This is a genomic window from Microbacterium sp. NPDC055502 (assembly GCF_053643635.1).
In genome coordinates this window covers 1,516,983-1,531,842 of the sequence record NZ_JBSHKJ010000001.1, presented here as the reverse complement: position 1 = coordinate 1,531,842, position 14,860 = coordinate 1,516,983, and the positions used below count along the sequence as shown (strand labels likewise).

Here is a 14,860-nt window from a genome sequence, read left to right as displayed (position 1 = left end):
CGCTCTACTCGCCGTGGTGATCGCGCAGCTCGCGGCGACTGACCGGCGTGCCGTCCGCGTGGACCGTGGCTCCCGCGATGACGGGCTGCGCGGCCGCTCCGGTGGGCGCGACGGGTGACGCCGGGGCGTCCGGGCCGGAACCGTCGTCGCCCGTGCCGCCGTCGCCCCGCCGTGCGCGGCGCCGCTCCTTCGCGCCCTCGACGAGGTTGTACAGCGTCGGCAGCACGATGAGCGTGAGCACGGTCGAGGAGATGAGTCCGCCGATCACGACGATCGCGAGCGGCTGCGAGATGAACCCGCCGTGACCCGTGATGCCGAGCGCCATCGGCGTCAGCGCGAGGATCGTGGCGAGCGCGGTCATCAGGATGGGGCGCAGACGCTTCTCGCCTCCCGCCATCACCGCGTCAGCGGTCGACAGCCCCTTCTCTCGGTACTGGTTGACGAGGTCGACCAGCACGATCGCGTTCGTGACCACGATGCCGATCAGCATCAGCACGCCGATCAGCGAGGCCACGCCCAGGGGCACGCCCGTCACGATCTGCAGCAGGATGGCGCCGGTCGCCGCGAACGGCACCGACACGAGCAGCAGCAGCGGCTGGCGCAGCGACTTGAAGGTCGCGACCATCACCACGTACACGATCAGGATGGCCGCGAGCATCGCGAGACCCAGCTGCGAGAACGAGTCGGCCTGCTGCGAGGCGACACCGCCGACCTCGGCCGAAGCACCGTCGGGCAGGTCGACCGCGGCGATGGCGGCGCTCACCGACTGCGTGGCCACCGCGAGGTTGTCCGACGCGGGCGGGACCGTGACCGTCGCGGTCCGGCGGCCCTGCTCGGTCGTGATCGAGGTGGGGCCGTTGCGCTGCTCGACCGTCGCGATGTCCTGCAGGGGCACGATGCCCGCGGCGGTCGGGATGGCGAGCTGCTGCAGCGCCTCCACGGTCGTCGGCGGCGCGGGGTTCACGAGGTACACCGTGAGAGCGGTGTCGTCGATCTCGACCGACCCGATCTGCTGCGGGCGCATCGTGTTCGACACGATCGAGCCCACCGCGACCTCCGACAGCCCGACCTGGGCCGCGGCCTCCCGGTCGACCACGACCGCGATGTAGGGCAGCGCCTCGGCGAGGTTGTCGGTCACCTGGCCGATGCCGTCGCGCCCGTCGAGCTCCTCCACCAGCGCCGAGGTGGCGGTGGCGAGGTCGTCGCCGTTCGAGGCGGTGACGGTGATCTCGATGTCGCTGGAGCCGAAGCCGGCGGAGGAGGCCACGGTGACGTCTCCGACCTCGTCGCCGAGGCCGTCGATCGCGTCCTGCACCTCGGCGCGCAGCTTCTCCTGGTCGGCGTCGCCGTCGGTGAGCACCGAGTAGGTGATGCCGGCGCCGCCGGAGAAGGCGTCGCGCAGGGCGGAGCCGCTCGACCCGATCGAGGCCTGCACGTGCTCGATGCCGTCGATGTCGAGCAGCGCCTCCTCCACGGGCGCGGCCGCGTCGGACTTGGCCTCCAGGCTCGCGGTCGGCCCGAGATCCTGCGTCACCGTCATGGTGTTCTGCCCGGAGTCGCTGAGGAAGTTCACCTTCATGAGCGGGGCCGCGGCGAGCGTCGCGCCGAGCACGACCACCGCGAGGACCACCGTGAGTCCGGAGTGCTTCAGCGTCCAGCCGAGGATCGGCCGGTAGCCGCGCTGCAGCGCCGTCGGCGGGGCGTCGGGGTGCTCGGGGTCGATCGCGTTCCCGTGCTCGTCGAGCAGCGGCTTGCCGGGCTTGAGGAACCAGTACGCGAGCACCGGCACGATCGTGAGCGCGACCAGCAGCGACGCCACCATCGCGATCGTCACGGTCATCGCGAACGGCCGGAACAGCTCGCCGACCATGTCGCCGACGAACACGATCGGCAGGAACACCGCCACGGTCGTGATCGTCGACGCGGTGATCGCCGCGGCGACCTCCCGCACCGCGAGCCGGATCGCATCGCCCTTGTCGGCGTCGCCGACGTAGTGCCTCTTGATGTTCTCGATCACCACGATCGAGTCGTCGACCACACGGCCGATCGCGATCGTCAGCGCCCCGAGGGTCAGCACGTTGAGCGAGTAGCCGAACGCCTGCAGCCCGATGAACGTGATGAGCACGGAGGTCGGGATCGAGATCGCCGTGACCAGGGTCGAGCGCACCGAGAGCAGGAACACGAGGATCACGAGCACGGCCATCACGAGGCCGAGCAGGCCCTCGGTGGCGAGCGTGTCGATGGACTGCACGATGAACGGCGCCTGGTCGAACACGACCGTGAACTCCGCGTCGGGCAGTGCCTTGCCGATCTCGTCGAGCGCGGCAATCACGCCCTGCGACACCTCGACCGTGTTGGCGGCGGGCAGCTTGGTGATCGAGATCGACAGCGCATCCTTCCCGTCCACGCGGGAGATCGAGGTGACCGGGTCGGACGCCTGGGTGACGGTCGCGACGTCGCCGATCGTGAGGGAGGTGCCGACGAGGGGCAGCGCGGCGATCTCGTCGACCGAGGTGATCTTGGCCCCGGTCTGCACGGTCAGCGTCTCGCCGTTCTCGGTGATATCACCGCCGGGGAACAGCGTGCCGTTCTGCTGCAGGGCCGAGCTGATCGCCTGCGTGCTCTGCCCCTCCGCGGCCAGGCGGCCCACGTCGGGCGTGATGGTGATGCGCTGGCCGACCCCGCCGACGATCTCGGCTGCGTTGACGCCGTCCACGTCCTCCAGGTCGGGGATGGCGACGCTCTCGAGCTGGGCCTGCGCGTTGTCGGCGTCGTCGAAGCCGGTCACGGCCACCTGGATCACCGGGAAGTCGTCGATCGACACCGACAGCACCTGCGGCGTGACGTCCTCCGGCAGCTGCGAGGAGATGCGGTTGATCGCCTGCTGGATCTTCTGTTCGGCCGTGGCGAGGTTCGTCCCGTACGCGAACATCGCCTGCACGATCGACGCATTGGTCGTGCTGGTCGCGGTGGTCGACTCCAGGTCGGGCACGCCCTGGATCGCGGACTCGATCGGGGTGGAGACGTCGTTCTCGACCACCTCGGGCGAGGCGCCGGGGTACGTCGTCATGACCACGAGCGCGGGCAGCTCGAGCGAGGGGATCAGCTCCTGCTTGAGGTTGGTGAGCGCGAGCCCGCCGAACACGGCCGCGACGATCGTCACGAGCGCGATGAGGGCGCGGTTCTTCAGGCTGAGGATGGCGAGTTTCGACAAGGCGTGTTCCTCGGTGTCAGGGGGTGGCTGTCGCAGCGGAGGGGGTGGAGAGGGGCTCTCCGAGGATCCGCGCCAGTGCGGTCTCGAGGAAGGACTGATCGAGGCGGTCGTCGCGGATGTGCGTGCTCCACATGACCCCGTCGATGAAGATCATCGCCGCTTTGGCGCGGTCGGCGCCATAGGTCGGCTCGAGCAGGTCGACCAGGCGGTCCGACAGGTGGCGGGCGAGTTCGCGCAGTCGCGGGTCGTGCACGGCCGCGGTGACCACGGCGCGGTCGGCCTGCACGGCGTGGCCGTCTTCGGCGCTCCGGCACACGAGGGCCGCGATCACCCCGGGCCCCGCTCCCTGCTCGGCGAGGGTCTGCCGCACGCCGTCGAGCCGGGACTCGATCTCGTCGGCGAGGGCGCGGAACGCGGCGCCGCGGAGGTCGTCGAGCGTGGCGAAGTACTGCGTCGTGGCGCCGAGCGGCACCCCCGCCCTGGCGGCGACCATGCGGTGCGTGATGGCCTCGGCGCCGACCTCGACGATCAGCTCGGCCGCGGCGGTCACGATCTCCCGGCGGCGCGCTTCGGGGTCGCGCCGTCGACGCCCGCTCTCCGCCATCCCGCACCTCCCGCACACCCGTACATGTACGTTTGTACATTCGCTCCGGTGTGAGGAGCCTGAGAGCCGCGGCTCCGCGTCGGCTCAGGCCGCGGCGGTCTCGACCTGTCCGCGCTCGAAGTAGGCCACGAGGTCGGGGTCGAGCGGCGGCACCGCGATCGCCGAGCCGTCTCCGCGCAGCGACGCGGTCGCGAGGATCCCGGCCGCCACGGCCTCGCGCGCTGCAACCGGCGAGGTCGCGGTGAGCCCGCCGTGTCGCACGAACCGGAGGAACTCGGCGACGAGCAGGGCGTCCGCCCCGTCGTGGCCCGCGTCCGGCACCTCCGGAACGATGAAGGTCTCGTCGGCCGGGGCCGCTCCCGCGTGCCGCCGGTTCCACAGCCGCACCTCGCTGCCGGCCACGTCGCCGAGGTTCTCGATGCGGCCCTCGGTGCCGATCACCGTGTAGTTGCGCCAGTAGTCCGGCGTGAAGTGGCACTGCTGGTACGACGCGAGGATCCCGCCCTCGAGCTGCAGGTTCACCATCGAGATGTCCTCCACGTCGACCACGGGGTGCAGCCCGGTGAGCGCCGTGGGCGGCCAGTTGTCCATGCTGAACCAGTCGGGCATCCGCTCCCCCGTGCGGTCGCGGCGGTCGGTGATGTCGCCGTACACGCTCAGCCCGCCCATCGCCGCGACCCGCTCCGTGTAGGCGCCGGCGAGCCAGTGGATGATGTCGAGGTCGTGGGCGCCCTTCTGCAGCAGCAGCCCGGTGGTGCGGCTGCGGTCGGCGTGCCAGTCCTTGAAGTAGAAGTCGCCGCCGTGGCCGACGAAGTGCCGCACCCACACGGCCTTGACCTGGCCGATGCGCCCCTGCCGGATCAGGTCGCGCATCAGGGTGATCACGGGCATGTGACGCATGTTGTGCCCGATGTAGAGACGGGTGCCGGTGCGCCGCGCGGTGGCGAGCATGCGGTCGGCGTCGGCGAGGTCGATCGCGAGCGGCTTCTCGCAGAACACGGGCACCCCGGCCTCCAGCGCCCGGATCGTCAGGGCGGCGTGGGTGTCGTCCGGTGTGAGCACCATGACCGCGTCGACGCCCGAGGCGAGCAGGTCGTCGAGCGAGCCGGTGATGAGGGCGTCGGGCACGAGCGCGCGGGCGTCGTCCCTGGCGCGGGGCGAGAGGTCGCACACCGCCGTGATGCGGGAGCCGTGACCCGGGCGGTGCACCTCCTCGTGGAGGGTGGAGCGCGCGCCGAAGCCGATGATGCCGATGTGGAGGTCCAACAGAAGTCCTTCGTGAAAGTCGATGCAGAGAGGGGTGGCGGCTCAGCGGGCGCGCGGGGCGGGGGCGTCGAGGTCGGTCGAGCCGCCGGGGACGAGCGACCACGGGAACTCGTGCAGGGTTCCCGGCGACGGATCGCTCTCGAGGGCGCGGTCGACGATGATGCGCGCCTGCCGCTCGTAGAAGTCGGTGGGGCCGACCGTGGTCAGCGTCGGGGCGATGAGCCGGGCGTCGGGGGTGTTGCCGACGCCGATCACCGCGACGTCGTGCGGCACCCGCAGCCCGAGCATGTGGGCGGCGTTGATCGCGGCGATCGCGGCGAAGTCGGTCGTGGCGTAGACGGCGTCGGGGCGATCGTCCCGCGACAGCAGCTCGATGGCCGCGGTGAACGCGCTCGCCTGGGTCTCCGCGTAGGTCACGGTCCACTCCGGCGTGCGCTCGATCCCGGCCGCCGCGAGCTTCTCGACGTAGGGCGTGTACCGCGTCACCTGCGTCCCCGCGAGGCGCACGGCCCCCTCCGCGGCGATGCAGCCGATGGCGGTGTGCCGTTCCAGGAGGTGGTCCATCGCGAGCTCGCACCCGGGGATCGCGTCGGAGCGGATCACGTCGAAGCCGTCCGGCTCCAGGTGCTCCGAGAACACGACGAGCCGCTGTCCGCGCTTGACGAGGTCGCCCAGCCGCCGGGCGTCCTCCTCGTCCAGGCCCACCCCGTCGAGGTAGGCCACGTCGCTCTCCACGCGGTCGAGCGCGGCGTGCCAGTCGCCGTCGGCGAGGATCAGCGTGGTCAGGCCGTGCTTGTTGGCCTCGGCGTTCACGGCGTCGGCCACCGCGAGCGACCACGGGTCGCTGAGCATGTGCAGGGAGAGCTGCACCATGCCGCTGCGCCCGGTGCGGATGGCGCGCGCCGCGGTGTTCGGGCGGTAGTTCAGCTCCTCCGCCGCGGCGAGCACCCGGGCGGCCGTGGCCTCGGCGACACCGGCGCCGCTGGCACCCGCGCGTCCGGAGAACACGTACGACACGGTCGCGGTCGACACCCCGGCGCGCTCGGCGACCATCCGCAGGGTCGGGCGGCGGGCCGGGACGTGTTCACGCTGTGCCATGACTCAGCCCTTCGTCCCGCTGAACGCGATGCCCTGGATGAACTGCCGCTGCAGGATCATGAAGGTCACCAGCATGGGCAGCGTCGCGAGCAGGGCGCCCGCCATCAGCACCGGGTAGTCGGTGCCGTGGATGCCGACGAGCTGGGAGAGCCCCACCGACAGCGGCATCTTCGCGGGGTCGGTGGTCACGATCAGCGGCCACAGCAGATCGTTCCAGGACCACAGCACGGTGAACACCACAAGTGCGATGATGCCAGGCTTCGCGAGCGGAACCATGATCCGCCAGAAGGTCTGCCACGGATTCGCGCCGTCGATGCGCGCCGCCTCCTCCAGCTCGGCGGGCATCGACAGGAAGAACTGCCGCATCAGGAAGGTGCCGAAGGCGCTGAAGATGCCGGGCACGATGAGCGCCTGGAGCGTGTTGAGCCAGCCGAGCGACTGGATGATCTCGTACTGCGGCAGCAGGTAGAGCTGCGACGGCACCATCAGCACCGACAGGAACACGACGAACAGCGCGTTGCGGCCGGGGAACGGGATGCGCGCGAAGGCGTAGCCCGCCATGGTGCACAGCGCGACCTGCCCCACGGTGCGGCCGACCGTCAGCAGCACCGAGTTGAGGAACATCTGGCCGAACGGCATCGAGTCGAACACCTCGGCGAAGTTCGTGAACACCCACTCGCGCGGCAGGAACGAGGGCGGCACCTGCACCGAGTCGGACAGCGTCTTGAACGAGGTCAGCAGCTGCCAGACGAACGGGAACACCATGAGCACGGCGCCGAGGATCAGCACCACGTGCACGATCCACAGCCCGCGGTTGCGGGGGCGTCCGGCGCCGCGCGAGCGCGTGGACGCGGCGCCGACCACGGCCCGGGTGTCGAGGGAGACGTCACTCATAGTGCACCCACTTCTTCTGGAGCCGGAACTGCACGATGGTCAGCACGAGGATGATGAGCAGCAGCAGGAACGCGACGGCGGCCGCGTAGCCGCGGTCGTTGTCGAGGAATCCCGCTTCGTAGAACAGGTAGACGACCGTGCGGGTGTTCGGCATCGCGGGGTTGCTGCGGCCGAGCATCATGTAGACGAGGTCGAACACCTGGAGCGCGCCGATCACGCTGATCACGCTCACGAAGAAGATCGACGGCGACAGCAGCGGGATGGTGATCGAGAAGAACTTCCGCACGGGTCCGGCGCCGTCGAGGTCGGCCGCCTCCATGATCGTGTCGGGGATGCCCTGCAGCCCGGCGAGGAAGATGACGATGTTGGTTCCGAGTCCGGCCCAGATGCCGACCACGGCGATCGCGACGAGCGCGGTGTTCGGGTCGGTCAGCCAGCTGCGTCCCTCGATGCCCACCGCGGCGAGCGCGGCGTTGAGCACGCCGTAGTCGCCGTTGTAGATCATGCGCCACACCAGCGCGATGGCGGCGGGCATGGTCACGACGGGGATGAAGTAGAGCGTGCGGTAGGCGCTGCGCCCCTTCAGGCCGGTGGTGTTGAGCAGGGCGGCGATGCCGACGGCGATCGGGATGCCGATCAGGGCGATCACGGTGTAGACGGCGGTGTTGCGCAGCGCGCCGAGCAGCTCGGGGTCCTGGAGGAGTCGCGCGTAGTTGTCGAAGCCGATCCACTCGGAGCCGCCGAACGGGCCCGACTTGGTGAACGAGATGATGAGCGTGCGCACGGTCGGCCACAGGTAGAACACGGCCAGGCCGAGGGCGGTGGGGCCGAGGAACACCAGGGCCCACCAGGGCGAGGCGCCGGGGGTGCGGCGCCGGCGGCGGACACCGGAGGGACGGGCCTCCGGCGTCCGCTCGGCCGTCGGCGCGACCGCGCGGGGCGCGATGACGGTCATGCGCTCACTCCTGCTCGGCGTCCAGCGCGGTCTGCATCTGTGCGGCGAGGTCCTTCAGGCCGTCCTTCGGGGTGACGGCACCCGACCACACCTGCGACAGCACCTCGCTCTCGATGTTGGTCCACGCCGAGGTGTTCTTCGACACGGGGTAGGGCACGGCGGTGTCGAGCGCGTCGATGTACACCTGGAGGTCGTACTGCGGGAGGGCGTCGACCCAGGCCTGCTGGGTGCCGTTGAACGCGGGGATCACGGTGCCGGTCTCGGCCTGGATCTTCGCGGCCTGCTCCCCGCTGGCGAAGGCGGCGAAGTCCCGGGCGGCGGCGAGGTGCGGGCTCTTGGCGTTGGCGACGTTGCCGACGCCGTGGATCACGCTCTGGTTGCCCTCGGGCCCAGCCGGCAGCGGGGCGACGTCGACCGTGCCGCCGATGTCGGCGTTGTCGGCGTAGGCGATGGCGGCCCAGGAGCCGTTCTGGAACATGGCGACCTTGCCGGAGAGGAAGAAGTCCTCCGGGTTGGTGTCGGTCATCTGCTGCGCGGTGGGTGAGGACCCGTCCGCGATGAGGTTCGTCCACAGCTCGATGCCCTCCAGCGCCTCGGGCGAGCCGTAGCCGCTCTCGGTCCCGTCGGCGGAGATGACCTCGCCGCCGGCCTGGGCGATCGAGTTGTAGAAGTTCTCCTGGCCGTACTGGCTGGCGGCGATGCCGTACTGGCCCGTGGCGGGGTCGGTGAGCTTCGCGGCCGCGGCGGTGAAGTCGTCCCACGTCCAGCCGGCGCTGGGATACTCCACGCCCGCGGCGTCGAACAGCGCCTTGTTGTACCAGAGGGCGACGGTGTCGAAGTCCTTCGGGGCGCCGTAGAGCTTTCCGTCGTAGGTGTACAGGTCGACGAGACCCTGCGGGTAGTCGGAGGCGTCGACCCCGTCGAGCGGGGCGAGCTGGCCGTTGGAGGCGTAGAGCTGGAAGTTGGGGCCGTTCATCCAGAAGACGTCGGCGGCGGATCCTCCGGTGACGGCGGTCTGGAGCTTGGTGAAGTACTCCTTGTAGGGCGTGACCTGGATCTCGATCGTGACGTTCGGGTGCTCCTCGGTGTAGGCGGCGGCGATGTCCTCCATGGCCGGCTTCTGGTTCTCGTCCCAGATGGCGTAGCTGAGGGTGATGTCGCCGTCGGACGACTCCCCGGTGGCGGAGGAGGAGCAGGCCGACAGCGCGAGGACGGCGGCCGCCGAGGCGGCGAGGGCGCCGAGGGCGCGACGGGTGGTGCGGGGCATCGAGGTCTCCTTTGACGGGTGCACGAGCGGGTGGAAAGCAGTGTTAACCGTTTAGCGTTAAACGATTAGCACGAGAGTAGCGGCGCCCACCGGCACTGCGCAAGGGCGGATCAGAGAAGCGCGCCGAGGCCCAGGCCGAGCACGGCCGCGAGCAGCCCGAGCAGCAGCATGCCGACCGCGTCGAACACCGCCGCGGGCTTCGCGCCGTCGCGCCACAGGGCCACCGCGTCGAGCATGGCCGTGCTGAACGTGGTGTAGCCGCCCAGCAGCCCCGCCCCCAGCACGAACGCCTGCTCGGGGAGCGCGGCCGTCACGAGGCCGAGCGCGAACGACCCGCTCAGATTCACCGCCAGGATGCCCCACGGGAAGCGGCGCCCCGCGAGCCGTGCCACCCCGAGGTCGAGCAGGTAGCGCAGCACCGCGCCGACGCCGCCCGCGAGCGCCGCCGCGAGGAACAGCAGCGGGCTCACGACGCCCCTCCCCGCCGGGGTCGTCCGAGCCGCAGGCCGAGCGCGGCGGCCGCGAGCCCGAGCACCAGGCTCCCGGCGGCGTAGGCGGCCGCGAGCAGCGGGGCCGTTTCCCACAGCGCGACCGTCCCGGTCATGAAGGCGCTGTAGGTCGTGAAGCCGCCCAGCACCCCGGTGCCGAGCAGCAGCCGCAGGTCGGCCGAGGCGGGGAGCCGTGCCGCCACCACCCCGATCAGCAGCGCCCCGAGGAGGTTGGCGAGCAGCACCGCGAGCGGGAATCCCCCGGGGTCGGGCAGCGCGAGGCCGAGCGCCAGCCGCGCCGCCGTGCCGACCGTGCCGCCCAGGGCGACGAGCAGCACGCGGCGGAGGTTCACGTTGGCCACTGTACTGCCGCATGACAGCGCGACCGTCCGTTGTCAAGCCGCTGGGAGCCCGGCCGCCGCCGTCGTTCACTGGTCGCATGATGCCTCTCTGGAAGGTCGACCAGGCCGCGCCCCTCGGCACCCCCTTCGACCCGGGTGCACGGCACGACGTGATCATCGTCGGCGCGGGACTCACCGGGCTCTCCACCGCGGTCATGCTCACGCGCGCCGGTCTCGATGTCGCGGTGCTCGAGTCGGGCGCGATCGCCGAACTGGCGTCCGGCGGGAACACCGGCAAGCTGTCGCTGCTGCAGGGGAAACAGCTCGCCACGATTCGGCAGCACCACAGCGCCTCGCTCGTGCAGGCCTACGTCGACGCGAACCGCGCCGGCATGGACTGGCTCACGGGCTTCGCCGACAGCGCCGGGGTGTCGTACACGCAGCGCACCGACCACACGTACGCGCAGAGCGCCGAGGGCATGGAGTCGGTACGCGACCAGCACGCCGCAGCGCGCGAGGCCGGACTGCCGACGCGGCTGCTCACACCGCACGAGCTGTCGACGCCGTTCCCGGTCGCGGGCGCGGTCGCTCTCGATCACCAGGTCACGATCGACCCGGTCGCCGTGGCCGACGCCCTGGCGAAGGAGTTCGTGGCGAACGGCGGCACCCTCCACACGGGCGTCCGGGTCACCGGGGCGCATGCCCTCCCCGACCCGCGGGTCGAGACCGCCGCCGGGCCGATGTTCGCGGAGCACATCGTCCTCGCCACCGGAACCCCGATCCTGGACCGAGGTCTGTACTTCTCCAAGGTGGCCGGGATGCGCTCGTACTGCGTATCGTTCCGGGTCTCCGGGGGCGTGCCGGAGGGCACGTTCATCTCGGCGGACAGTCCCACGCGGTCGATCCGGCCGGTGTCGCACGCCGACGGCCCCGGGGGCACGGCGCAGCTCGTCGTGGGCGGCAACGGCCACCCGGTGGGGCGCTCGGACGGCGAGACCGCGGCCATCGACGACCTCGTGTCGTGGACGCGGCTGCACTTCCCCGACGCGGAGGAGACGCATCGCTGGTCGGCGCAGGACTACCAGTCGCACAACCTCATCCCGTTCGTGGGGGCGCTGCCCCGCGGACTCGGCCGCATCCGGTTCGCGACGGGGTACGCCAAGTGGGGGCTGTCGAACGCCCCGGCCGCAGCGCTGCGGCTCACCGAGGAGGTCATCGGCACGAAGCGCAGCGAGCGTCCGTCGTGGATGATCCGCATCGGCACGCGGCTGACCGTTCCCGCCGATCTGGCGCGGGGCGCGGTCGAGGGTGCCAAGGTGGCCGCGGCGGCGACCAAGGGCTGGGTGGATGCGGAGGCCACGCCCGTGCCGGTGCCGCAGCCGGCGGAGGGCGAGGGCGTCGTGGCGAACCGGGGCGGGCGACCCGTGGCGATCTCGACGGTCGACGGCGTCACCCGTGCAGTGAGCGCCGTGTGCACGCACCTCGGCGGGGTGCTCGACTGGAACGACGCGGAGTGCACGTGGGACTGCCCGCTGCACGCCTCCCGCTTCGCCGCGGACGGCACGCGCATCGAGGGGCCGGCGCTGGAGGACCTGCGGTCGTTCCCGCGCACGACCGAGCCCTGAGCGTCAGCGCAGCGGCTCGTCCCACCCCTGCTGCGGGGTGTCGCAGCTCTCGCGGAACACGTACTGCGACGCGAGCTTGCGCTGGCTGCTCGACCAGTCGATCGCCGGGCGCCGCTGCTCGGGCGGCAGGTACCCCAGCCGGTACACGGCCATGAGCTCCAGGTCGTCGGGCACGCGCAGCAGTGACACGATCTCGTCCCAGCGCCCCGGCACCTCCATCGGGAAGGAGATGAACTGGATGCCCATCCCGAGCTCGACCGTGGTGAGCCACACGTTCTCCATCGCGGCCCCCATGCTGAACACGGAGTAGAACGACGACAGCTGTCCCGGCCGGTATTCGCTGCGGTCGAGCATCACCCCGAGAAGCAGCGGCGACCCTGCCACGAGCTTGCGGTTCTCCGAGCCGAGCGTCTTCGGCACCCCGAACGTGTTCATGAGCGTCTGGCCCCGCTTCGTGAACACCTGCGAGGTGAACGGCCGCAGCGGAGCGGGGAGCTTGTCGAACAGCATCCCGCTGCGCTTCTGCTCCATCTCCTCCTCGCTGAACCGGAAGTACGGCTTGTAGCGCTCGAAGAAGGTGCCGTTCGACATCGCCTCGGTCATGCTCTCGCCCGAGATGCGCGCGATCTGCTCGATGGTGTCGCGGTTCTCGATCACCACGAAGCGCCACGGCTGGCTGTTCAGCTGCGACGGCGCCCGCCCTGCCGCCTCCAGCAGGATGCGCTGGTGCTCCTCCGACACGGGGTCGGGCAGGAACGGGCCGTTGGTGGTCTTGCGGCGGCGGATGGCGTCGAGGAGTTCCATGCGTTCACTTCCGGTCGGCGGAGCGGGAGAGCAGCAGTCCCGCGAGGACGAAGGGCGCGGCGGCCAGCGCCACGAGCGGGTGGCGGCGCGTGTGCGTGCCGAGGTACGGGATCGCGGCGAGCGGCGCGGCCGCGGGGAGCAGGGCGAGGGCGGCGCGGCGGCTGGGGCGACGCGGCTCGCCCCACAGCCCGGCGCTGGCGGCGAGCGCCGCGGTCGCGCAGGTGGCGATGTAGAGCGCGTGGTGCAGCCACCGGAAGTCGCGGGTGTCGACCAGGCGGAGGGCGACCGAGGCGCCGAGGGCGCAGTTCGCCGTGTAGGCGGCGGCCGCGGCGACGAACAGCGGCGCGGCGTTCGAGCGCCGACGTCGGTGGACCATGACCCGACCCTACGCCCGGGCGTCGCCGCGGAGCGCCCCCTTGCGCGCCGCCGTACGGATTCGGTACGGCGTCCGCCCTCGACCGCGCGGTAGCCTGGGAGCCCGTGCCCGAGGCGAGGAGGTGGTGTCCGTGTTCACAACGACGTCGGTGCTCCTCCGAGGAGTCGCGGTCGGGCGATAGGTCGCCCGGGAGTGCCGCAGTTCTGCCGCATTCCCGAAAGGTACGACCATGACCATGCACTTCACCTCGGCGCCGCGTCTCAGCGACGGCGTCATCGAACGCGAGTTCGTCGTCGGGGGCGTCCCCGGCGTGCTCTGGACCCCCGTCTCCGCCTCTCCCGACACCCCCGTTCCGCTCGTCCTGCTGGGCCAGCCCGGCGGCTTCGGCCTGCAGCGAATGCGCTCCCGTCTCGCCGGCCGGGCGCGGGCGTGTGCCGCGCAGGGGTTCGCCGCCGTCGCGATCGAGCTTCCCGGTGCGGGCGAGCGCACACCGCTCGCCGGTGCCGCCGAGGCCCGCGCAGACCTGGTCCGCGCACTCGACGAAGCGCGCGCGCCAAGCGACGAGCTGATCGATCGGCTGATCCTGCCGCTCGTCGACGCGGCGGTGCCCGAGTGGCAGCGGACCATGGACGCGGTGCTCGCGCTGCCGGAGATCGGCGCGCGCGTCGGGATCTCGGGCGGGGTGATCGCGGTCGCGACGCGCCTGGCCGCTGTCGACCCGCGGATCGTCGCCGCGGGCCTGTTCGCCGGGAGCTACGTGCCGCGCGCGACCTTCGCCGAGGCCCGACGGATCACGATCCCGGTGCACGTGCTGCTGCAGTGGGACGACGAGGGCAACGACCGCGCGATGGCGCTCGAGCTGTTCGACGCGTTCGCCTCCTCGGAGAAGACGCTGCAGGCCAACCTGGGCGGCCACACCGGGGTGCCGGCCTTCGCTGCGGACGACGCCGCTCGCTTCTTCGCCCGTCACCTCGGCGCGGCGTCCGGCTGAGCTTGCGCCTGTCGCCCCGCTCCCGGTGACAGGAGCGGGGCGACGGGCCGGACCCGCTAGAGGTTGCCGTCCGCGTAGATGCGGAGGGCGTCGCGCACGAACTCGGCGCCGCGGGTGCCGCCGTCCGAGGTGGCGTAGTTCGCGCCGAAGCGCGGGTCGGCGACGTACATCTCGCCGAGCCCGGTCACGTACGCCTTCACGTCGCCGCCGGGCGCCGCGGCGGGTGTGCCGGGGATGCCCGTGAGCCACTCGACGTGACGTCGCGCGAGCTCCTGCGCCTCGGGGGACGCGGGGTCGGCACCGCTCTCGGCCGTGGCGACCCAGTCGCGTCCGAGGTCGGACACGCGCTGCTGCCAGTCGGCACGCTCGGCGTCGGTCATCCCGCGCCACCAGCGGTCGCTGTCGGCGTAGGCCTGACGACCCCAGCGCTCCTCGACCTCCTCCTTGTACTGGGTGTGGTCGAAGCCGTCGAACATGTTCTCTGCCATGAGGTTCTCACCTCCTCTCAATGCCGTGATGGTGGATTCGACCGACGCGATCTGCCGCGCCAGCCGGTTCTGCTCCGCGCGCAGCAGCGCGAGGTGGGTCTCGAGGGCTGCGGCCTCGGTCGGTGCGGCGTCAGCGCGCAGCACGTCGGCGATCTGCGGCAGTCCGAGTCCGAGCTCGCGCAGCAGCAGGATGCGCTGCAGCCGCACGAGCGCCTCGCCGTCGTAGTGCCGGTAGCCGTTCGCGGCGATGCGCGAGGGCGGGAGCAGGCCGATGTCGTCGTAGTGACGCAGCGTCCTGCTCGTGGTGCCCGCGAGCCGTGCGATCTCCTGGATCGACCAGTCCGCCTTCGTCATGTCTCCTCCTCTCGGTGTGATGTCTCCACGGTAGAAGTTGACGCAACGTCAATGTCAAGCGGTCGTGGCGGTCACCCTTGACACATCGAGATATA

At 71.3% G+C, this 14,860-nt stretch carries 14 protein-coding genes; 2 read left to right on the top strand and 12 right to left on the bottom strand.

Annotation, left to right across the window (positions count from 1 at the left end; translation table 11 throughout):
• Window positions 1-4 precede the first annotated feature (4 nt).
• The 9 genes from ACWH95_RS07555 to ACWH95_RS07515 form a co-directional block, all read right to left on the bottom strand.
• Window positions 5-3,214 carry an efflux RND transporter permease subunit gene (locus tag ACWH95_RS07555; RefSeq protein ID WP_136035253.1) on the bottom strand — a complete coding sequence of 1,070 codons (3,210 nt, stop codon included), beginning with the start codon at window positions 3,212-3,214 and terminating at the stop codon, window positions 5-7.
• A gap of 16 nt (window positions 3,215-3,230) precedes the next feature.
• Window positions 3,231-3,818: a TetR/AcrR family transcriptional regulator gene (locus ACWH95_RS07550; RefSeq protein ID WP_136035252.1), complete on the bottom strand. Its 588-nt coding sequence runs from the start codon at window positions 3,816-3,818 to the stop codon at window positions 3,231-3,233.
• Between the two features lie 84 nt (window positions 3,819-3,902).
• A complete protein-coding gene (locus ACWH95_RS07545) occupies window positions 3,903-5,084 on the bottom strand; it encodes a Gfo/Idh/MocA family protein (protein WP_205814302.1) in 1,182 nt (393 codons plus the stop codon).
• Window positions 5,085-5,126: 42 nt separating this feature from the next.
• Window positions 5,127-6,182, bottom strand: coding sequence for a LacI family DNA-binding transcriptional regulator (locus ACWH95_RS07540; RefSeq protein ID WP_136031394.1), 1,056 nt, complete (start codon window positions 6,180-6,182; stop codon window positions 5,127-5,129).
• A gap of 3 nt (window positions 6,183-6,185) precedes the next feature.
• Complete coding sequence (locus ACWH95_RS07535; protein WP_205814301.1) at window positions 6,186-7,076, bottom strand: carbohydrate ABC transporter permease; 891 nt, start codon at window positions 7,074-7,076, stop codon at window positions 6,186-6,188.
• Complete coding sequence (locus ACWH95_RS07530) at window positions 7,069-8,031, bottom strand: carbohydrate ABC transporter permease (RefSeq protein ID WP_136031392.1); 963 nt, start codon at window positions 8,029-8,031, stop codon at window positions 7,069-7,071. Before ACWH95_RS07530 ends, ACWH95_RS07535 begins: the two co-directional genes overlap by 8 nt.
• A 4-nt stretch (window positions 8,032-8,035) precedes the next feature.
• Complete coding sequence (locus tag ACWH95_RS07525; RefSeq protein ID WP_454120467.1) at window positions 8,036-9,298, bottom strand: ABC transporter substrate-binding protein; 1,263 nt, start codon at window positions 9,296-9,298, stop codon at window positions 8,036-8,038.
• A 110-nt stretch (window positions 9,299-9,408) separates the two neighbouring features.
• On the bottom strand, window positions 9,409-9,768 hold the full coding sequence (locus ACWH95_RS07520) for a fluoride efflux transporter FluC (protein WP_247638267.1): 360 nt from the start codon (window positions 9,766-9,768) through the stop codon (window positions 9,409-9,411).
• Window positions 9,765-10,139, bottom strand: a complete 375-nt coding sequence (locus ACWH95_RS07515; protein WP_378822414.1) for a CrcB family protein — start codon at window positions 10,137-10,139, stop codon at window positions 9,765-9,767. Before ACWH95_RS07515 ends, ACWH95_RS07520 begins: the two co-directional genes overlap by 4 nt.
• A gap of 86 nt (window positions 10,140-10,225) precedes the next feature.
• Between ACWH95_RS07515 and ACWH95_RS07510 the strand changes: the two genes are divergently transcribed.
• Window positions 10,226-11,752, top strand: coding sequence for an FAD-dependent oxidoreductase (locus ACWH95_RS07510; protein ID WP_136035249.1), 1,527 nt, complete (start codon window positions 10,226-10,228; stop codon window positions 11,750-11,752).
• Between the two features lie 3 nt (window positions 11,753-11,755).
• On the opposite strand, the gene ACWH95_RS07505 is transcribed toward ACWH95_RS07510, so the two are convergent.
• Both ACWH95_RS07505 and ACWH95_RS07500 read right to left on the bottom strand, forming a co-directional pair.
• Window positions 11,756-12,556, bottom strand: coding sequence for a nitroreductase family protein (locus tag ACWH95_RS07505; RefSeq protein WP_136031382.1), 801 nt, complete (start codon window positions 12,554-12,556; stop codon window positions 11,756-11,758).
• 4 nt (window positions 12,557-12,560) lie between these two features.
• A complete protein-coding gene (locus ACWH95_RS07500; protein WP_378822413.1) occupies window positions 12,561-12,932 on the bottom strand; it encodes a hypothetical protein in 372 nt (123 codons plus the stop codon).
• 229 nt (window positions 12,933-13,161) lie between these two features.
• On the opposite strand from ACWH95_RS07500, the gene ACWH95_RS07495 reads away from it, so the two are divergent.
• Complete coding sequence (locus ACWH95_RS07495; protein ID WP_447652670.1) at window positions 13,162-13,923, top strand: dienelactone hydrolase family protein; 762 nt, start codon at window positions 13,162-13,164, stop codon at window positions 13,921-13,923.
• Window positions 13,924-13,979: 56 nt separating this feature from the next.
• On the opposite strand, the gene ACWH95_RS07490 is transcribed toward ACWH95_RS07495, so the two are convergent.
• Window positions 13,980-14,765: a MerR family transcriptional regulator gene (locus ACWH95_RS07490; protein WP_136036066.1), complete on the bottom strand. Its 786-nt coding sequence runs from the start codon at window positions 14,763-14,765 to the stop codon at window positions 13,980-13,982.
• Window positions 14,766-14,860 lie beyond the last annotated feature (95 nt).